Genomic DNA, 19,495 nt, shown 5'->3' with positions numbered 1-19,495 from the left:
CCATCGATTACCGGATAGTCGGCTATCCGGTTTGACGGGCACCCCTCGGGCTGCCCGTCTTTTTTGCGTGGGCGATTCCCAGCCATCCATGGAGCGCGAATCCGATCTTTAGTCTCCATTGGACAACCATCATGTTTCGATCACCAGCGCACATTTCCCATTCAACCCAACCGGGCAATTGAGTTCTCTGACGATACGCCTTCCAATGTCGTCGCGATCGTCAACGTCGTCTACGAACAGCATCGTTCAACGAAAACCGCGACGGCATAGACGCGATTTTCCTTGCGCGGCTCTTTGAAAAAAACCGGCTCAGCTTGATCGAAGGACGCTCGAACAACGTGCACATAGCCTGGCTAACCAACAACGCCAATGGAATCGTCGCAAGCCAGACGGCAATCGCACCGTGTTTTGGCATCAGCACGATGAGCGCCATGTTCAGGACGAGCATATGGTTGAGATAGACGCTGAATGATATGCGCCCCAGCCATGCGCCCGGTTTCGCAAACAGGGATACGGTCGACGCGTGGCATAGAACGATAACGAGAGCCGACGCGATGCCGATTGAGAGGTCGCCCAGTAGTCGCGCCGTGTAACCCCATGGCGAATCGAACGAGTATGCATATAGAAGCGCAGCGAGGATACCGAGCGACCATCGAAGCGCTGTTTTCCGCTCAACGCACGCCCCGAATTCAGATACGTTGTATGAGAGCCACGATCCGAGAAAGAAGAACGTCGTGTAGTGAATCAGCGGACCGAGCTGTGCGTTCCATACCGGGAACGTATCGTTAAAGCGCAGTCCGACCCACGCGATTGTGAGCGACGTGGCATACGCCGCCATTACCGCCTTGAAGTCGAACCGCTTCACCAGCATCAATATCGCCGGGAAAATCAGTGAGATCCTCATTTCTTCCGCGATGGTCCAGATCGGCGGGTTGATTGCCCGGATGTCGAGCGGACCGATCATCATCGCGTGCTCAACCAGCGTTCGTGTATCGGATGTCGGGCCGACCACGTCCATCCATCCGGCGGGCCAATTGAAGCCCAGCTTCTTCAGCACGGCATAGCCGGCTAGCGCAATAGTCAGAGATGCAAGATACGGAATGTAGAGCCGAACGACTCGCGCGCAGAAATAGCGACCGTACGAATAGCCCGGCATTCCATCTATCATGCGCGTCAGCGCGAATCCACTGAGCACGAAGAAGAGGATGACGGCCTGATGCCCTCCCCACAGGATGCGAAGCGGTGACTCGATGACTGCGGCTTCAATGGGGCCAGGCTGCCTCCATGTAATCGTGAGATGCGCAATTACGACCGTGAGCGCAGCGAAGCCGCGCAACGCATCGATGTAACTGGCCCTCCCAACGTTATCTTGTCTCGACGCCATGGAGTAATCCCTAAGCACTCCCGGATTTTACAGGATCATATCGTTTAGCCTCGGAGTGGCGAAGCCGGCGACAAGGCAATTGCCTTATTGCAACTGTGGGCGGCGCCTTCGTGTCGATTTCGCGTAGTTCCTGTGGAACAAGATGCCGAGTCTCTGCTCAATCAGCCGGTAAGAAAGATCAGAAAGCACAAGCGTCATAGCGATGAATATGGCTATCGAGAGCACCACGTGACCCGCGGTTATTGAGAGATACCCGTATGTCTCTATCAACTGATGTGTGATCAGAATGCAAAGCAAATGACAAAGATAGATTGAGTAAGATCGCTCTCCTACCCATATGAGCGGGCGCGCAAATGGACTAACCGAATATGAATTTCCCTTTAGGGAGGAAATCAGGCAAAGCACGGCGCCTAGTCCGATGACAAGGAGGCCGGCGCGGATGGGTACGAAAACTGGGCCCGCGAGGCAAAGCGCCAGGCCGACTAAAAGCAGGAATCGGCATGTTCCATAACTGATCGTCTCTGCTAATGATGGCACGCGTTCTATGGCTAGATAAACAATGACTCCGAGCGTGAATGCGAGCGGCCGAAATGCCCAGGGATACGAAAAGATTTCCAGTGGGTAGAAAGAAAGCAACGCCGAGAGAATCAGGAGAATGAATAACGCTGCTCGTCGGCCACCAATAAACAAGGTGCAGGCCAATATTGCATAAAGTTGCCACTCCAGGGAAAGCGACCACGTTACGCCATTGAAGTCGGCGTTGCCGCAGGATTGGATGTCCGTCTGTACGCAATGAGCCCAATATAGGTTTGAAACGGCTAGTACGGCCGAAAGTGCGCTAACGAGCACCTTGCCTAGCTCATGGTACGCGATGGTCGAAAGCAAACCGGAAACCGCTACCGATACTGCAAGCCAGAAGTAGAGGGCAGGAAGCAGACGTATAGCTCTGCGAATCCAGAAGTCAATGAATGCTTCCTGCCGGCTTCCAGCACCTTCAAGCCCGGCGAGGAAGGTTTTGCATACCAGGAAGCCGGAGATTGCGAAAAATATATCCACTCCTGTCCAGAATTGCACATAGTGGAAGGCTTCGAGGTATGCGCGTGGGCTCGGGAGTCGACCACGAAAATGCTGCGCCATCACCACGATAATCGCGATGGCGCGAAGGCATTGGATGTCCTGGTTTTTTTGGCCCGGGATGGTCCGCATGATGAAAATGTCGATTCCGTTGGACGGGGAATTTTACTCCCGCTCGCACTCGGCCCCTCAAAACGGGCAGCGCACTTGCCCTTGCAGCAGCATCCAAAAAGCAAAAAGCCCGGTCATAAGAAACCGGGCCAAGTGCTTGAATCTATTGGCGCGACAGGAGGGGCTCGAACCCCCGACCCTCGGCTTAGAAGGCCGATCCGCTTCGGCGGCCGCGCCTTGCTGGGCGCGGGCTCTATCCAGCTAAGGCTGCTTCAGTCACACGTCAGTCACACGTCAGTCACACTCGGCGGTCTCTTTGGAGGCCGTATGGCAACGATTACCAAGCGCACCGACGGATGGCTCTGTCAGGTCCGCAGGAAGGGATTTCCGCACCAGTCCAAGAAGTTCTCGACTCGCACTGACGCTGCGGCATGGGGGCGCTCAGTCGAGGCAGAAATGGACGGCGGCGTGTTCGTCAACCGGAACGAAGCTGAGAGCACGACCATCGCGGACCTTCTCGACCGCTACATGCGAGACGTGTCGCCTGCCAAGCGCAGCCACGCCAGCGACAAGGGGCGAGCACGGACAGTGCGCGCCGCGCTAGGTCCGTACAAGCTGACCGCCCTGACCTCGCCTGTGTTGGTCGAGTACCGGGACAGGCGGCTGAAGTCCATCTCGCCGCAGACCGTGATCCACGAGTTGAACCTGCTAAATCGGGTGTTTACACTCGCGACGAAGGAATGGGGCATCGTTCTGCCCGGTGGGGTGCCCAAGGTTATCAAGCCACGCAAGCCCGAAGGCCGCGACCGTCGCGTTCAACCCGCCGAGGTACGGGCGATCATCGACGCCACCGAATCCCCGCTACTGCGCGATCTCGTACTGTTCTCTGTCGCCACTGGAATGCGGCGTGGTGAAATCGTGGCGCTCCAATGGGAACATATAGACCTTGCCCGACGTACGGCCCACCTGCCCGTAACAAAAACCGACACGCCTCGTGACGTGCCACTGTCCACGGCTGCGCTAGCCGTCCTTCAGGCCCGCAAGGCCGCCGGGTGTACGGAACCATTCGCCATGACTGACAGCGCAGCCTCGCGGGCGTTCTGTCGCGCTGTGCGACGGGCACGAAAGGTGTACGAATCGACGTGCCGGGTGTGGGATCGACCCATTGATGCTCGCTGGCTCATCGATATCCGGCTGCATGATTTGCGGCACGAAGCAACGAGCACATTTTTCGAGCGCGGATTGAACGTGATCGAAGTCGCAAGCATCACCGGACACAAGACGCTCTCGATGCTCCAGCGATACACGCATCTGCGCGCCGAGGATTTGGCAAAGAAGCTCGGATAGGCGATAGATGCTCCCCATGCCGCCGCCCTGTGCCGTAGAAGTTGACCCAACCGTGCGTTGGGCTACCAGCCGACCCGCATTCATCACCGCGTTGTTTGCGGGGCACTATCGTTTAGTCGTTCCCGGCCTGGCTTTTGCAAGACGCTCGCACATCGCCGCAACCCATTCGCGAACAAACTCCCGATCTCCGTGCGACAGATTTCCCATCAGGGCAGTAACGTCACGGGCCGGATCGAGCGAACGCCCTTCGCCACCCGCAATCAATGTCTCGGGCGGCACACCGTAGACGTCGGCAAGCTCAAACAGACGAAACAGAGGCGGCGCAGTATGACCGCGCTCAAACCGGCTGATCGTTTCCGTGTTCACCCCCAGCGCTTCCGCTGCCTGTTCCTGCGTCAGATCTGCATCGAGGCGCGCACGGGCTAACGCCTGACCTATCCGCTTTGCGAACGCCCCTTCCTGGGTCGCGGATGCTTTCATACCAACACTCCGTGTCGAGAACCACAAAATTTCGACACCGATAGTGACTCGACCACCCCGCACGAGATAACATCTTAAAATGTTGCTCTCGACACAATATGTCGAGAAAACCACAAAACATCAATCGGCGCAGCTTTGTTCGATTCGAGCGCCAAGCAAAACGGGGAACAACATGCAACGAAGAACGAAAAATACGCTCGGCGTACTCGCGTTACTGCCACTTGCCGTGGCGCTCACAGCCTGCAAACCCGCAACCAAAGTCGCCGACCTGGATCGCGTCTTTACCGTTGACGAATTCAGCCAGGATATCGGGCTACGACAAAAGGCGCTGGCGGCCTGTAGCGCCAACCCCGGCGAACTGCGCACCGATCCGAATTGCGTGAACTCCATCGCATCACACCTTGGCGCTGCCACCGAAGAGGATCGGACGTATCAAATCAAGCGGCTCGCGGCGGCGCAAGACATTGCCGTCATCTCGACCGCGTTGAAGCTTTACAAGCTCGACAACGGCGCGTATCCGACCCAAGCGCAGGGCCTACAAGCACTCATCGAGAAGCCGACCACCGAGCCGATTCCCACCAACTGGAAGGAAAACGGCTACTTGACGGACCTTCCCAAAGACCCGTGGGGCCGACCCTACCAGCTTACGAATCCGGGCAATCACGGCTACGACCTCGACGTGTACAGCTTCGGGCCTGGCTCCGACAGCTACCACCCCCTCATCATGGGTTCGTGGCAAGACGACGTACGAGCGCTTGAAAAGACGTACGTCGAGAAAGGTTCCTTCGAAACGTCCGGCCAATGAAGCGAGGAACAACGTGCATTCAAAAATGAAGAATACGATCCGCGCCGTCGTCGCTTTCTGCCTTGCATCCGCGCTTTGCGGTGCCGCCAATGGGCAGGAAATCCCGCCCGCTTGTGAACAGCTTGCGCGCACGATGGAAGCTTGCACCGCCGACCTCGCCCGTTGGGGCGATTTCAACGACCCGGCAGGCGCGGCCAAACTGCGCGAAAGCATGCAGGCGAACATTACGCACCTGAGAGCGGGCCTTCGGCAAGCGGTCAGGGACAAAGGGGCACTCGCCGTAGCCCAGCACTGCGCCGATCACGACGTAAAAGCGAAAATCGTTGGCGACTTCGGCGGCATGATCACCCCTGTTCTAATGAACCACGGGGACGCCACCAACTGCCAAAACGCCCTGGCCAGCATGCAATAGCTAGCTGTTGCGCGACTCGTGTGCGGCGCGCGTTCGTGTTGAACCCGCGCCGCAAGGCGCAGCACCGCTCCAAATAGGCACGTTGGCGTGCGTTACATTAGCTCCATAGAATGTTCCACCATCTTCGATTCCCAGTCCGCCGCCGCCTGAATCCCCCATCTGAGAACCAATTCCCGCCGCGACTGAATGCCTTTCCCCCGCGATCGTATTCGCACAACGCAGGCGCGCTAGACCCGTCATGCTCAACCTTCAGGACCGAATGGTATGGGGTGAGTGCAGCCCGGAAATGTTCCGTTCCGCAGTTCGGCGATTGAGCGGCATGCTTGAAATCGCTGGGCGCACGGGGGATTTCAAATGCGAAGCGGAAATTGTAGACCTTCTGGCGCTCCTTCTAGCGACCTCGACCGACACTCTTTACCACTGACTTTCGGATGGCAGTTAAAAATTCTTGCAATGCGAGCCGTTGGAAATTGACAACAATTTTAGCGAATTTTTCAGTTTAACCATATTGACGAGGGTCTGTAAAAAACATTAAGTCGTTGATTTAGTTAGCAGGTACATTTTCTCAGACTAAAGAGTTGTTGCGCGCCATTTTCGCGCCGATATACTGCGTCCCGTACTCAGGCATTCATTAACTCACTAACTCAAGGATCACCCAGAGATTATGGAAAAGAACGCTATTTTGTCGAATGATGAGATTCGCGCGGAAATCAGTGCAGTAAATCTGTTCGCTGATGCCTTGTTTGCATTTGGCCCGTATCACGCCAAACGCCTTGATCGTTTTCGTACGCCCGCGCTCATTACTAAGATCGCCCCGTGGCACCCGGATTATTCTGAACGTATGACTTCGGATAGATACATTGATTCCGGAAGGTGTGCCGACCATCTGAGAATCTATCTTCTGGCACGCGACATTCGTAAAGCGTGTGCTCGCGTGCTTCGGTACGGCGCGGCCCCTCGTAGAGCGCTTCGTTCCAATGGCACCGCGTATGATGCCAGGCATGCATCGGTGGAGCTTTGGAATCTTCACTGTCTCCTATACGTTTTGGTCAACGACCTTGTAGCGGTTTCAGCGAGGGCCCAGTATAGCGAAATGGTTACCCGGAAGTTTTCGCGGTATGTAGTCAGGGTGTGGACGGAATACCAGCACAACTCCACTACTGGGTTAAGCGAACACCGCCTGAAGGATGAGGCATATGAGCGCAAACACAACGCGCGTGCGTACTATCAGCCGACTTTTGGTGATCTTTATGGGGAGGCCGCGTAATGGAGAAGATACTCGTCACCGAGCGTGCGGCACTCCAGCGCGTTAATCGTGTGCTTGCGCGCGAGGGTTCGCGTATGAAAGTTTGTCGCGAATCCTCGCCGTGGTTCGGCAACCTTGGGCGCTACTACGTCGTGAACCAATACAATGCCATCGAGCAGCACGCTAATCTTGAAGGTTGGGCGCGTGACCTTGGCGTATTGAAACCATTCGAGAAAATCAAACCTTGAGGCGCGCAATAAACTGCTACAAAAATCCATACCATCCGAGCAATTGATTCCAAACCACTTCTGCGCTTAACCGATGCTTGGTGCCGCCAACCATCAAGATTTCATTAATTTCATTAGTGAGAGCCGCAAATGGCTAATGACCTGTGTGAAGACACGCTGCACGACCCCGTGCGGATATTTTATGGCGGCGACAAGGTGAGGGGTCAACCTTCTGCGTATCCATTGCGTCGCGGATAGCCGTCACCACATTCGAATCTATGGTGAAGTTTTATGAGCAGCCCATTAATGGAAGCACACAAGAAGCTGCAAGCAGAGCAGGCCGAGAATGCGGCCCCTGAAACTGAGCAGCCCCCCGGTGCCTTGGCCCGCCGCCACGCAAGTCGCACCCAGTCATTCGATGACGTAAAAGACGGAGAACCCTTTGCGGATCTTTCTACGCTCGACATTCAGGAATGTATGGCAGCGTGGTACGGCGCGGGCGAAACCGTGTCCGGGGAGTTTCACCCGGCATCGAATCGTTCAATGTCGGTCAACCTCCAGTCCGGCCTATGGCACGACTTCGATGGATCGGGCGGTGGCAAGGGTATGGTGAGCCTATACGCGCACATTCAGGGTATCGAATGCGCAGAAGCCCACCGCGATCTTTGTGAACAGGTAAGGAATGGCGCGCTTACCTTGCTTCAGCAGCCGCCCAAAGTATATGCCGAGGCGGTGCCGGAATGGACGCCCATTGTCCCGGTGCCCGATGACGCTCCTGCTGTGGACGAATTCCTACCTGCTGGTTCGAAGGTCTACACGTATAGGGATGTGGAGGGCCGTGACATGCTTCATGTCGTGCGTTCGGCGGACAAGAAAGCCATGCCGATGACGTACTGTGAGAATGCGGACGGCACCCGGGAATGGCGCTACAAGGGGATCACGGGTGCTACTCGGCCCTTGTTTGGCCTGAGTAGGCTGTCGCGCGACCCTGACATTGACGTGTTGATCTGCGAAGGCGAGAAGACCGCTACCGCCGCTCACAAGTTACTGGACGAATATGTCGCCGTGTCCTGGCTTGGTAAGCGTCATTTGAAGGCCGTATCGACGTCGACGTTGAGAGTGTCCAAAGTGATGTCCATCACTTCGAGTAGTGGGGACCACTTTGATGACAGAGATCGACTGTGCCGGAAGCCGCAAGGGGCGGCCAAATTACGCGCCTGAATTCCGGCTTGAAGTTGCGATGGCGGCGAGCGAGCCGGGCATCTCGGTGGCGAAGCTCGCGCAGTCGCACGGCCTGAATCCGAACATGGTGTTCAAGTGGCGCAGGCAGTACCGTGCCGGTTTGCTGGGCAACAAGACGGTGAGCGCGAACGAGACGGCAGTGTTCGTTCCGGTAGCGATGTCGCCGGATGGTTCGATGGCGGTTTCGCCGCTACCGGGGCCGACAGTGCAATTGCCATTGCGCGCACAGGAAGCCGCGACGTCAGGTATCGAGATCGAGCTCAATGGCGCACGCGTGCGAGTAAGCGGGAAGGTCGACCCGGCCCAGCTGCGACTGGTGCTGCATTGCCTGAGGCCGGCATGATCGCGCTACCGACCAGCACCCGCATCTGGCTCGCCGCAGGCGTCACCGACATGCGACGTGGCATGGGTGGTCTGGCTGCACTGGCGCAGGTGACGCTCGAGCAAGACCCGTTCTCGGGCCACGTGTTCGCCTTCCGTGGTCGCCGGGGCGATCTGGTCAAGCTGCTGTGGTGGAGTGGCGATGGAATGAACCTGTACGTCAAGCGCCTGGAGCGAGGCCGTTTCATCTGGCCGCAGGCCGACGCGGGATGCATCCACCTGTCGGCAGCACAACTATCGATGCTGCTCGAAGGTATCGACTGGCGACGCCCCGAATGGACGTGGAAGCCCACATGCGCCGCGTAAAGTTGCCCCCGCTCCTGCGCGTGCCTGGTAAACTTCTGGATATGCCAGTCAGCCGACTCCCCGACGATATCGACACGCTCAAGCGCATGCTTGTCGCGCGCGAAGAAACCATCGCGCGCCTGCTCGCGGAGATCTCGCGTCTGAAGCGCTGGCAGTACGGACGCTCGTCGGAGCGCATGGCAGCACTGACGGGACAACTGCAGCTCGCACTCTGTGACGGGTCACTGCCGCAACAGGATGCCGTGCCGGCACCAGCGCCAGAACCAGTGTCGGATGAACCCGTAGACACGACAGCGCCGGTGGTCCCCCTACGCCGCCGCTCGCGCGAATTCCCTGCGCACCTGCCGCGCGATACAGTTGAACACAAGCCGCAGCATTGCGACTGCCCCGAATGCGGCGCCCGGCTGCGCAAGCTGGGTGAAGACGCCTCCGAGATGCTGGACTACGTGCCGGGGTACTTCCGGGTGATCCGCCACGTGCGTCCCCGGCTGAGCTGCAGCCGTTGTGCGAAGGTCGTCCAGGAAGCGGCGCCGTCGCGCCCGATCGCACGCGGCATGGCTGCAGCCGGCCTGCTGGCGCAGGTGGTAGTCGCCAAGTACGCCGACCATACGCCGCTGTACCGGCAGGCAGGAATCTATCGACGTGCCGGCATCGAACTCGACCGTGCCACGTTGGCCTCGTGGGTTCGGGAGTCCGCCGCACTGCTGCAGCCGCTGGCGGATGCCGTTGGCCGATATGTGCGCGAGGCGCAAAAAATCCATACCGATGACACTCCCGTCCCGGTGCTGGAACCCGGACGCGGCAAGACACGTACGGCACGGTTGTGGACGTATGTACGCGATGACCGGCCGGCGGGCAGCCGGGCACCCCCGGCGGTCTGGTACCAGTACTCGCCCGACCGCAAGGGAGAGCGACCCCGTATGCATCTGCAGGGATGGTCAGGCATCCTGCAGGCGGATGCCTACAGTGGCTACGACGCGCTGTACCGCGATGGCACGATCATCGAGGCAGCGTGCTGGGCGCATGTGCGGCGCAAGTTCCACGACCTGTACGAACTGGAGCGTTCGCCGGTGGCGCAGGAGGCACTCAGCCGCATCGCGGCGCTGTATGCCGTCGAGCGCGAGGTGCGCGACCGCAAGCCGGAGGTCAGGCAGTCAGTGCGCTTGGCGCGGGCATTGCCGGTCGCAGGCGCACTGAAGGACTGGCTCGAACATACGCTCGCGCAGGTTTCGGTGAAGTCGGGTCTTGGCAAGGCGATCCGGTATGCGCTGGGGAACTGGCCTGCGCTGGTGCGCTACTGTGAAGACGGCCGCATCGAGATAGATAACAACACCGCGGAACGATCGATCAGGCCGCTGGTTCTCGGCAGGCGCAACTATCTGTTCGCCGGCTCTGACGGCGGTGGACAGAGTGCGGCGGTCATCTACAGCCTGATCGGCACGGCACGCCTGAATGGCATCGAACCGTATGTGTATCTGCGTACGGTGTTCGAGCGGATCGCCGATCATCCCATCAACCGGATTGACGAGTTGCTGCCGTGGCATTTGATGCCGGTGGAGCAACCGCTCCAGCAGGCTGCGTGACGATGGCATCAACTCGCAAACCCGCGTTACGCGCGGTCAATTCGCCGGTACCGGTCTATCAGCTTCACATCGAGCTGAAGTATCTGAAGCCGGCGGTCTGGAGGCGGGTGCTGGTCCCCGCCTCGATCAAGCTGCCCAAGCTGCACGTCGTACTGCTGTGGGCGATGGGCTGGGATGGTGGTCACCTGCACGAATTCGTGTTCGGCGACGACAACTACGGGATGCCCGATCCGGACTTCCCGAGTGACCCGCCGATGCTCAACGAAGCGCGGGTGAGCCTGGGCCGTGCGCTCGGTGCGCTGAAGTCATTCACCTACATCTACGATTACGGTGACAACTGGCAGCACCGTGTGAAGGTCGAGAAGGTCCTGCCGCCTGATCCTGAGTTGCGCTCGCCCATCTGCCTGGGCGGCCGCAATGCCTGTCCGCCGGAAGATGTTGGCGGTGTACCAGGCTACATCGAATTCCTCGACGCGATCATCGATCCCGGCCACGAAGAACACCAGCGGTTGCTCGACTGGTGTGGCGGCAGTTTCGATCCCTCTGCCTTTGACCTTCCGGACGTCAACGAACGCCTCTTCGAGATCAAATTCTGATCGTCAAGACGGCCGCCAAATGTCGCTTACGTATTTGTCTGATATCGGGCGTTCGCTGCCTTGTGAATGATTGAGTTTGGGTTCGTGCGTTCCGTTGGAGCGCAGAAACCGGGATGCCAGGGTACGCGGTGAATCTGTGCTTCCGCACCTTGGCGGGGATTCAACCTCAATTTGGATGGGCACGTTATGGCGGGTAGTGAACTCTCTTATTACGAGATCAACAAGCTGTTGTGGCGCTGGAGCAAGAAGGAAGGCGCGCGGATTGTGCACGAGGCGAGTCTGTCAATGGACAAGGCCCCGCCTGCCTTGCCGAGGATGCCCGAGCCGAAGGCCCCGCCTGCGCCCAAGCCTGACCCGGCGGCCAAAATGGCGAGCGACATTATTAAGGTCGCGGATACCTTTTCACGCTTCAAGAAGTGGCTCGACACCCCTGATCCGCCTAAAGCGCCGCCTGCGAAGAAGGACTATATGGCCGTGCCGCTGTTCGATATCCAGCAAATACCCGGCGCGATGCGCAAGGAATTTCAGCCGCACGCGGCGAAGCTCATGGAACGGTGGTTCGCGGGTGAACTGAACTATGGCCCAACGGAGAAGGATGTTGCAGCAGAGATTAACCAGAAGGGTGAGCCGTATCCGCCGAGTATGTACGATACGACAACTGTCAAACTTGATTGGGTATTGAAATATGAAGAGGCGAGGCTGGGATATGATTATCTGATTAATGAGAAAATCCGCAATCCTGCCGCAAGAGATACATTGAGGAAGATGTTAAAGAAGTATCGCGCGCATGCAAACATCAATACTTGGGAAGCGTGCGGCGGAAAACTGTCTAGCCTTCATCGTCATTTCCAGTTTCAACTTGTTGGCGTCGGGAGTACTTTTTTTCAAAAGGCAAGCGAATATGTCTCGGCTTATAAAAATAACGGCGTACCAACGGACCTTAACGGTGCGTTAGGTTCGTTTAATATTTATGCCGCCATTGGCTACGCCCATTCGATCAGTGGCGGCATCATGGAGGTTAGCGGCGTTTACGTATATATCAAAGACAGCTTTGATTTTACAGACGAACCAGGCAAGCCGTCACAGTACCTTGGACACTGGAGCAAGGATGGCGTAATTGTTGTTCCCTACAATGGCGCGGCAGCAGCGCTTGGTGTGTCTTCACTTTACACGTCTTATCCCGTCCGCACCCCGAATGGGAGCGTGTACTACCCGGTTCATGACAGTGACTTCAGGAAATGGGCACTGAAACACCAACGGGGCGGGGACTTCTATGTTTACTCGGATTACAGGTTTGTTCCGTGCGATCCGCCGATCCGGGTGTATCTCGATGATTAAGAAAGCACTGATTATTTGCACAATCATAGCGGCACCTGTCGTTAGCTTTGCGTGGCTGCTTTATAAACCAGACTCAGAAGCAAGCGAATGTGTACGAGCCACATCGCCGGATGGTCGCTATATTGCCGAACGATGTGTGATTTCCTGGAATCATTTGGTGAACCCACTATATCTTGGCCGAGTGTACGATTCAAAGACGGGGGAATTGTTGGTGAGAAGGCGATTTAATACGCCTGCACCGGAAGTGCCAGATCAATGGTGGGATAAGGATGAAGTACTGTTCTCAAGAGGGGGCGATGAAGACGCTTTTATCCACCTACCACCAACTCTGTATGACCGGTTGATGGCGCACCTACCGTGATTGCTTGCCGCGCCCTGTGCGCGGCTTTTCATTGATCCCTGTTCCAATGCCTACAACGCCCGACATGCCGCGCCCACGTTTCCATCATCGGGCGGTGCTGTGACAGCTAGCGGGTGATGTGTACTCGCGCCATGTGATGGATTGTCGCGAACGCCCGTATTGACGCCTGCGGGTTACATGGTGGTTACACGAAGCCAGAAAAGACAAAAGGGTTACACGCGAAAACGCCGTAACCCTTTGATTTTATTGGCGCGACAGGAGGGGCTCGAACCCCCGACCCTCGGCTTAGAAGGCCGATGCTCTATCCAGCTGAGCTACTGTCGCGTAGGCATGCGCGAAGCCGCATGCGGGCCTGCGAAGGCGGGGCTGGATTATACCGCGATCGTCTCTCGCGGTCGCGCCTTGCACCTTTCACCCGCCACTTTTAGCGCCCCCCCCCCCCGCCCCAGCGCGTTCGCCCCGGATCAGACCGGCTGCTGGTGCAGGGCGAACCAGCCCAGGAACACCGCGCCCGCGATCAGGCAGTACGCGCCGAAGGACGCGAGGCGCCCGCGCCCTTCGAAATAGCGCATCAGGAACTTCACGCTGAGCCACGCTGCGATGCCCGTGAGCACGCCGCCCACCAGCGCGGTCATCAGTTGATCTCGCGCATGGAAGAGTTTGGGCAACTCGAGCACGCCCGCCGCGAAGATAATCGGCGTACCGAGCAGGAACGAAAACTCCGCCGCCTTTTCCGCCGTGAGGCCTGCCGCGTTGCCGGCGATCATCGTGAGACCGCTGCGCGAGAAGCCGGGAACGAGCGCACCGATCTGCGCGAGGCCGACGAAGAACGCCTGGCGGAACGTGAGCTTCTCTGGCGGTCGATGCGCGCGCGTGCGTTGCAGACGATCGCCGAACCAGAGCAGCACGCCGTTGACCATCAACGCCGCGGCGACGATGCGCAGATCGTGAAAGATCGCCTCGATGTGCTTTTCGAGCACGAGCCCCACGAGGCCAGCCGGAATCGTCCCGATAATGAGCGCCCACATCATGTGGCCATCATCGTTCTTGCGCCCGGACAGCGAGCCGAAGAAGCCGCCGATCAGCTCGACCCAGCGCTGACGGAAATACCAGAGCAGCGCGACAGCCGTGCCCAGATGCAGTGCGACGAGGAACGGCAGCAGTTGCGGCGCATGTTTGTCGATGTGCATGCCGAAAAGCGCCGGCACCAGCAGCGTATGGCCGAGACTGCTCACGGGAAACAGTTCGGTGACGCCTTGCAACACGCTCAGGAAGAATAGAAACCAGAGACTCACGCGCGGATCCTCGTAATGGTGGTGTAAGGGGCCGGACCGTCGCGGAGTCGGTGCGGCAAAGCGCACCGATTATGCCTGGGCTGAATTGCAGCGCCAAGCTTCCAGACTTATTTGTCGGAAAAGTTACCGCATCGCAACAAAACTGGCTGCGAACGCAGGGATTCTGTCGGGAGCGCGTGCGATTCGCGCAATAACGATGAGGAGGGGGCGGATCGCGGCCGCTTCAGCGCGCCATCTTGTAGAAAAAGTACGCGCTGCTGCCGACAAAGAGGCTGAACAGCGCCATGCTCATTGCCATTGCAAGATCCATGGGGGTCTCCTGCCAAAATTCTCTGTGCGCTAGCGCACGATCATGCGGATTATCCCGACTCCCGTTCCCCGACAAAACCCAGGCTTTCCCGACGAGGGTTTTCACGCATGCGAAAGCGGCGCAAAATCCGCCTTCCCGGCGCGCTGCGTCCCCGTCCACTATTCCAGGGCCCACCGATGAACGCTCACACGCAACACGACATCCTCACCTTGTCCCGCGGCGCGTCCACGCTGCGTTTCGCACCGTGGGCCGGCGGGCGGTTGCTTTCCTGGCACGTGGACGGCCAGCCCGTCATCGCGTGGCCCGACGATGCGAACTGGGCCGAGCCGGCGCGCGTGCGCGGCGGTAATCCGCTGCTGTTCCCCTTCCTCGGCCGTCATCGCGTCGATGGCCAGATTGGCCGGTGGCGCGACGGCGAGGGCGTCGTCCGTGATTTGCCGATGCACGGCTTCGCGCGCGACCTGCCTTTCGCCGCGCAAACCGACGACGACGGTCACGGCATACGCATGACGCTGGTCGATTCCGACGCCACGCGCACCGGCTACCCGTTCGCCTTCCGTTTCGAAGCGGCCTACAGGCTGGCCGACGCACACACGCTCGACGTGACGTTGACGGCGACCAATACCGGCCCTGAGCCGCTCCCCTGGTACGCGGGCCATCACTTCTATTTCGCGTTGCCGCATACCCTGCGTGCGCAAACCACGCTCGAACTGCCGCCCACGCAGCGCCGCTACCAGCTCGCGGACGGTTCGATCAGTACGGCCGAGCCCGGCGCGGCGCAATACCGGCTCGACGACGCAAGCATCATCGACCGCTTCCATCTGCTCGAACCGACGCCACCCGCCACGCCCGTACGCCTCGTGACGGCGGGACTCGGCAGACGCGTGACGATCGATCTGAACCGGCCCGGCTCGCTTCCCTGGTACGCGGTGACGACGTGGACGGAAGCCGCCGGCTCGGACTTCTACTGCGTCGAGCCGTGGCTTGGGCTGCCCGACGCGATTCACAACGGACTCGGTCTGCACTGGCTCGCACCGGGCCATGCGGAGACGACGGCGCTGCGCATTGGCGTCGAGACGTCCGCAGACTGATCGATTCATCTGAGCGCCTTCGACAGCCGCCTTTGTCAGACATTCGTCAGGTGAAACCCCAGTTGCGCTGCCAAACCCGCTAAAATCGGGCGTTTTGCCGGTGCGGCGGTCGTGGTTCCGTCGCAAGGCAGCGTCATGCGAGGTTCAATGTTGGCATCAGGAATCAGACGGATCGCGTGCGCAGCGCTCGTCGCGTTGCTCGCCGCCTGCGGATCGGCGCCGGTCAGCCCCGGCTATTACCGTGTCGAACGCGGCGATACGGTTTACAAGATCGCGCGCAGCAATCGCCAGTCCGTGCAGAACATCGTGCGCTGGAACAATCTGTCGAACCCGGACGCCATCGAAGTGGGCCAGGTCCTGCGCGTGGAACCGCCGGCCGGCGCGGCGACCGCGCGCACCAGCGTTGCGCCGCGCCCGCCGGCTGCGAGCGCCCCGCGCGAGACGGCCGACGCAGCCAACGCGTCGCCTGGCGCGGCGTCGGCTGCCGCTCCGTCGATTTCGCTCGTCTGGCCGACCAGCGGCCAGGTCGTCCGCAATTTCGACGGCCGCGACTCGAAGGGCATCGACATCGCCAGCGCGGCGGGCACGCCGGTCGTCGCCGCGGCGCCGGGCACGGTGGTCTACGCGGGCAACGGTTTGCGCGGCTACGGCAATCTGCTGATCATCAAGCACAGCGGCGACTACCTGACAGCCTATGCGCATAATCAGGCCTTGTTCGTGAAGGAAGGCCAGAGCGTCGCTCAGGGCCAGAAAATCGCGGAAATGGGCAGCAGCGACAACGACCGGGTGATGCTGCACTTCGAGCTCCGTTATCAAGGGCGCTCGATCGACCCGACGCGCGAATTGCCCGCGCGCTAACCGAAGAGGCGACAGCCCCCAGCACAATCGATGGTCGAAAAAAAGCCCGGCATGGTGCCGGGCTAACGGGGGTTTGGCGCATATCGGCAAAGGACCGGTTTACCATGCGCCGAATCGCAATCTATCAATCGGCTTCCTGCTGTGCAATCACTTAATTAGACCGAATATGTGCTACGGCGCACGGATTATGTACCGCATCACTTTTCGATGACGAATCAGGACGCCGAATCAACTTGAGCCGCGCGCGAAAACGCGCTTCGCAATGGCACGCTCCGACAAGCCGCGAAGCCGCGAAAGTGCTTGCTGGCCGGGACTTGCAGACCAAGCAGGATTGTTTGCATGATCCGTCTTGCAGCGTCGAATCAGCCTGTTTAAGGCGCAACGCGTCCGCATTTTCCAAACCGGCGGCTTTAGTGGGCGAACGCACGCAACAGCGCATTTATCCCGACGGAATGTCCAGATTTGAAACACTAATTCGTCTCTCACTTAGATCAGATGTTTACCTGATTTAAGCTGTCCAATTGTCTGTATTTTATCGAATCACGCCCAGCAACCGACTATTAATCTGATTAATGCATCTGTGATGCGCTCGTCTCCCGACCGAGCATCACGAGGCGTGACTATCGTTTATAGTATCGGCCGCAACGACCTCTCCACGATCATGACCATGGAAGACGCCAATCCCAGCCAACTGTACGCCAAGCTGCTCGGCGAAACCGCCAAAATCGACTGGCAGGATCTCGAACGTTTCTTCGCGCAAGGCAAGCTGCTGAGCGTGGCGCGCGACCTGGACCTCGTTAGCGTGGCCGAGGCTATCGCCAACGACAACAGCGTCGTCGTTACCCAATGGTTGTCGTCGGGCCTCGTCGAACGCATGCCGGCGGAAACCGCCGCCGATTACGCGGCGCGCAAGCCAGAGCTGTGGGCGGTTGTCGTCTCGCCGTGGGTGTGCGTGCAGGAACGCGCTTGAGCAGCGCCGAGGCCCTGCCCGATCAGCGCGGCTGGCATCGGCGCGTGCTGACGCTAGCGTTTCCCATCGTCCTTGCCAATCTCACGCAGCCCATACTCGGCGCCGTCGACACCGCCGTTGCCGGCCACCTCGGCAGTGCCGCCGACCTGGGCGGCGTCGCGCTGGGCGGACTCTTTTTCAACTTCGTATTCTGGGGTTTTGGTTTCCTGCGCATGGGAACAACGGGCCTCGTGGCGCAGTCCTATGGCGCCCGCGATTTCGCCGCATTGCGCGCAAACGTCGTGCGTGCGCTGCTGCTCGCATTGTTAATCGGCGGCGCGATCCTGCTGATCCAGTCGCCCTTGATCCGTTATGCACTCGCGGCCATTGGAGGGAGCGCCGAGGTGCAGGGCAATGCCTGGATCTACTGCGCGGCACGCATCGGCTCGGCGCCGTTCGCGCTGGCCAATTACGTCGTGCTCGGCTATCTGCTCGGCACCCAACGCGTGCGTATTGCCCTCGCCTCGCAGGTCTTCATCAACCTGACGAACGTCATTGCCGTGCTCGCCTATGTGTACGGGCTGCAGTGGGGCATTGCCGGCATCGGCGCGGCAACGGCGACTGCGGATACGCTCGGCTTCGTCTTCGGCGCATGCGTACTGTGGACGCTGCGCCCGCGTGGGCTCGCGCCGATCGCGTTGCGCGCCGTGCTCGAGCCTGCTGCGATCAGGCGGCTTATTGCGCTCAATCGCGATATCTTCCTGCGCACGCTGTGCCTGCTCGGCTCGTTCGGATGGTTCGCGCATCTGGGTGCGAAACAAGGCGATACCATTCTTGCCGCCAACGCTCTGCTCCTCAACTTTCAAACGTTCATGGCATACGGCCTCGACGGATTCGCCCATGCCGCCGAGGCGCTGGTCGGTGCGGCGATTGGTGCGGGAAATCGCGACGCGTTCCGTCAGGCGGTGAAGGTCAATTTGCTCTGGTCGGCACTGGGTGCGCTCGGCTTCGCTGCAGTCTATTGGGCGTGCGGACCGTGGATCATCGGGCAATTGACCGACCAGCCAGCGGTACGTGCCGCCGCCCGGACGTTCCTGCCCTGGGCTGCGCTTTCGCCGCTCGTTTCGGTTTGGGGATTCTTGCTGGATGGCGTGTTCATTGGGGCGACCCGCACCCGTGAACTCATGCACGCGATGGCAGTGTCGCTGGCCGTATTTCTTTGCGCGTCATGGGCACTGATCGGAACGTTCGGCAACCACGGCCTGTGGATCGCCCTGCTCGTGTTCATGGCGTCGCGCGGTCTCACGCTCTCTCCCCTGCTGCCGCGCATCAGCGGCGCGATGGGACGTGCCTCTGCTTCGTTCCGTTAGGCCGGCTGGCACTCATGTGAAGCAATCACTGAGCGGGCGGTGGATTGTCAATCATCATTGGCGGCCGGTTGTCGGTCGGCACGCCATGGTAGTCAGGCGGATCTTGCGGTGGAGTGCCATGGTGGCGGGTCGTTGCGTTGTCGGCACACGCGGAAAGCAAGACGGCCGCCGCGAAGGCCAGGTAAGCTCGGTACATCTGCGGAAATCCTTTCTAGCTGGTGAGCTGGTTAGGGTTCGTACGTATCGCCACGCCACGCAGTTGAACCCGCTATTTTTTCTGTCGCGACACTGTCCTAAGATAGGAGCATGGCTGCAATCGACGGAGGCTGCCATGGACGCCGAAACTATTGCGGGTCTGATCGGTCTGGCTGTGGGTTTGCTGGTGCTGCTCGGGCTATCGATTTTCGAATCGCGCGCGTACCGGAAAGAACACAACGGCGAAGGCATGATGCATCACTGGCTGGCCGAGCATCATGTGCTCGACCGGGTTCGCCGCAGACACTGAAGCCGAAGGCGCGGGTGCCTGGCTACGCGCTCCTTGCCTGAATTTCCGCGCGGCTAATCGGGCTAGCCGTGGGGGTGGTTTGGCTGTAGCCGGCACAGTCTGCGGGTCGGATGTGTCATTCCCACCGATCAAACGTCAGAACCCCGGTTCTCTTTCGGAGAGACCGGGGTTCTGGACGTTACGGCATGAGGAGCCTGACGATTACCTACTTTCACACGGGCAAT

The 19,495-nt window shown here is 59.4% G+C and carries 21 protein-coding genes and 1 tRNA gene; 17 read left to right on the top strand and 5 right to left on the bottom strand.

All coding sequences use genetic code 11. From position 1 onward, the window contains the following. Positions 1-220: 220 nt before the first annotated feature. Both BLU17_RS27355 and BLU17_RS27350 read right to left on the bottom strand, forming a co-directional pair. Positions 221-1,384, bottom strand: coding sequence for an acyltransferase family protein (locus BLU17_RS27355; protein WP_143189360.1), 1,164 nt, complete (start codon positions 1,382-1,384; stop codon positions 221-223). Between the two features lie 84 nt (positions 1,385-1,468). Further along, positions 1,469-2,590, bottom strand: coding sequence for an acyltransferase family protein (locus BLU17_RS27350; protein ID WP_092004172.1), 1,122 nt, complete (start codon positions 2,588-2,590; stop codon positions 1,469-1,471). Between the two features lie 306 nt (positions 2,591-2,896). Between BLU17_RS27350 and BLU17_RS27340 the strand changes: the two genes are divergently transcribed. Continuing rightward, the gene (locus BLU17_RS27340) at positions 2,897-3,916 is read left to right on the top strand and encodes a site-specific integrase (RefSeq protein ID WP_092004169.1); all 1,020 of its coding nucleotides are present in this window, start codon (positions 2,897-2,899) and stop codon (positions 3,914-3,916) included. Between the two features lie 105 nt (positions 3,917-4,021). Here BLU17_RS27340 and BLU17_RS27335 read toward each other — a convergent pair whose 3' ends face one another. Then, a complete protein-coding gene (locus BLU17_RS27335) occupies positions 4,022-4,396 on the bottom strand; it encodes a helix-turn-helix domain-containing protein (RefSeq protein WP_092004166.1) in 375 nt (124 codons plus the stop codon). A 79-nt stretch (positions 4,397-4,475) separates the two neighbouring features. On the opposite strand from BLU17_RS27335, the gene gspG reads away from it, so the two are divergent. The 11 genes from gspG to BLU17_RS32715 all read left to right on the top strand — a co-directional run bounded on the left by gspG (position 4,476) and on the right by BLU17_RS32715 (position 12,893). Further along, positions 4,476-5,201 carry a type II secretion system major pseudopilin GspG gene (gene gspG, locus BLU17_RS34650; protein WP_425434150.1) on the top strand — a complete coding sequence of 242 codons (726 nt, stop codon included), beginning with the start codon at positions 4,476-4,478 and terminating at the stop codon, positions 5,199-5,201. 25 nt (positions 5,202-5,226) lie between these two features. After that, the gene (locus BLU17_RS27325) at positions 5,227-5,613 is read left to right on the top strand and encodes a hypothetical protein (RefSeq protein ID WP_092004160.1); all 387 of its coding nucleotides are present in this window, start codon (positions 5,227-5,229) and stop codon (positions 5,611-5,613) included. A 664-nt stretch (positions 5,614-6,277) separates the two neighbouring features. Beyond that, complete coding sequence (locus BLU17_RS32725; RefSeq protein ID WP_143189359.1) at positions 6,278-6,880, top strand: hypothetical protein; 603 nt, start codon at positions 6,278-6,280, stop codon at positions 6,878-6,880. After that, positions 6,880-7,107 (top strand): hypothetical protein, encoded by a 228-nt coding sequence (locus tag BLU17_RS32720; protein ID WP_143189358.1) that lies wholly within the window; start codon positions 6,880-6,882, stop codon positions 7,105-7,107. The genes BLU17_RS32725 and BLU17_RS32720 overlap by 1 nt, the downstream gene beginning before the upstream one ends. A 285-nt stretch (positions 7,108-7,392) precedes the next feature. Further along, positions 7,393-8,307, top strand: a complete 915-nt coding sequence (locus tag BLU17_RS27310; protein ID WP_092004151.1) for a hypothetical protein — start codon at positions 7,393-7,395, stop codon at positions 8,305-8,307. Positions 8,308-8,326: 19 nt separating this feature from the next. Further along, positions 8,327-8,671, top strand: a complete 345-nt coding sequence (tnpA, locus tag BLU17_RS27305) for an IS66-like element accessory protein TnpA (RefSeq protein WP_245747035.1) — start codon at positions 8,327-8,329, stop codon at positions 8,669-8,671. Then, the gene (tnpB, locus tag BLU17_RS27300; RefSeq protein WP_092004145.1) at positions 8,668-9,015 is read left to right on the top strand and encodes an IS66 family insertion sequence element accessory protein TnpB; all 348 of its coding nucleotides are present in this window, start codon (positions 8,668-8,670) and stop codon (positions 9,013-9,015) included. The genes tnpA and tnpB overlap by 4 nt, the downstream gene beginning before the upstream one ends. 41 nt (positions 9,016-9,056) lie before the next feature. Continuing rightward, complete coding sequence (gene tnpC, locus BLU17_RS27295) at positions 9,057-10,598, top strand: IS66 family transposase (protein WP_092004308.1); 1,542 nt, start codon at positions 9,057-9,059, stop codon at positions 10,596-10,598. 2 nt (positions 10,599-10,600) lie between these two features. After that, on the top strand, positions 10,601-11,194 hold the full coding sequence (locus BLU17_RS27290) for a plasmid pRiA4b ORF-3 family protein (RefSeq protein WP_092004142.1): 594 nt from the start codon (positions 10,601-10,603) through the stop codon (positions 11,192-11,194). 186 nt (positions 11,195-11,380) lie between these two features. Continuing rightward, a complete protein-coding gene (locus tag BLU17_RS27285; protein WP_092004139.1) occupies positions 11,381-12,532 on the top strand; it encodes a DUF6402 family protein in 1,152 nt (383 codons plus the stop codon). Further along, positions 12,525-12,893: a hypothetical protein gene (locus BLU17_RS32715; protein ID WP_143189357.1), complete on the top strand. Its 369-nt coding sequence runs from the start codon at positions 12,525-12,527 to the stop codon at positions 12,891-12,893. Before BLU17_RS27285 ends, BLU17_RS32715 begins: the two co-directional genes overlap by 8 nt. Before the next feature lie 247 nt (positions 12,894-13,140). Here BLU17_RS32715 and BLU17_RS27280 read toward each other — a convergent pair. After that, positions 13,141-13,217 (bottom strand) — tRNA-Arg (locus BLU17_RS27280). 140 nt (positions 13,218-13,357) lie between these two features. Further along, positions 13,358-14,188, bottom strand: coding sequence for an undecaprenyl-diphosphate phosphatase (locus tag BLU17_RS27275; protein WP_092004136.1), 831 nt, complete (start codon positions 14,186-14,188; stop codon positions 13,358-13,360). 486 nt (positions 14,189-14,674) lie between these two features. On the opposite strand from BLU17_RS27275, the gene BLU17_RS27270 reads away from it, so the two are divergent. The 5 genes from BLU17_RS27270 to BLU17_RS33355 all read left to right on the top strand — a co-directional run bounded on the left by BLU17_RS27270 (position 14,675) and on the right by BLU17_RS33355 (position 19,271). After that, the gene (locus tag BLU17_RS27270; RefSeq protein ID WP_092004133.1) at positions 14,675-15,589 is read left to right on the top strand and encodes an aldose epimerase family protein; all 915 of its coding nucleotides are present in this window, start codon (positions 14,675-14,677) and stop codon (positions 15,587-15,589) included. A 147-nt stretch (positions 15,590-15,736) separates the two neighbouring features. Next, positions 15,737-16,447, top strand: coding sequence for a peptidoglycan DD-metalloendopeptidase family protein (locus BLU17_RS27265; RefSeq protein ID WP_092004130.1), 711 nt, complete (start codon positions 15,737-15,739; stop codon positions 16,445-16,447). Between the two features lie 661 nt (positions 16,448-17,108). Then, the gene (locus BLU17_RS34015; RefSeq protein WP_245747034.1) at positions 17,109-17,417 is read left to right on the top strand and encodes a DUF2288 domain-containing protein; all 309 of its coding nucleotides are present in this window, start codon (positions 17,109-17,111) and stop codon (positions 17,415-17,417) included. Continuing rightward, positions 17,414-18,766: an MATE family efflux transporter gene (locus BLU17_RS27255; RefSeq protein ID WP_245747033.1), complete on the top strand. Its 1,353-nt coding sequence runs from the start codon at positions 17,414-17,416 to the stop codon at positions 18,764-18,766. Before BLU17_RS34015 ends, BLU17_RS27255 begins: the two co-directional genes overlap by 4 nt. A gap of 331 nt (positions 18,767-19,097) precedes the next feature. Then, positions 19,098-19,271 carry a hypothetical protein gene (locus BLU17_RS33355; protein WP_176929211.1) on the top strand — a complete coding sequence of 58 codons (174 nt, stop codon included), beginning with the start codon at positions 19,098-19,100 and terminating at the stop codon, positions 19,269-19,271. Positions 19,272-19,495 lie beyond the last annotated feature (224 nt).

The organism is Paraburkholderia lycopersici, assembly GCF_900096975.1.
Classification (GTDB): domain Bacteria; phylum Pseudomonadota; class Gammaproteobacteria; order Burkholderiales; family Burkholderiaceae; genus Paraburkholderia; species Paraburkholderia lycopersici.
The sequence above is the reverse complement of the archived record's forward strand: the minus strand, read 5'-3'. Positions and strand labels throughout refer to the sequence as shown.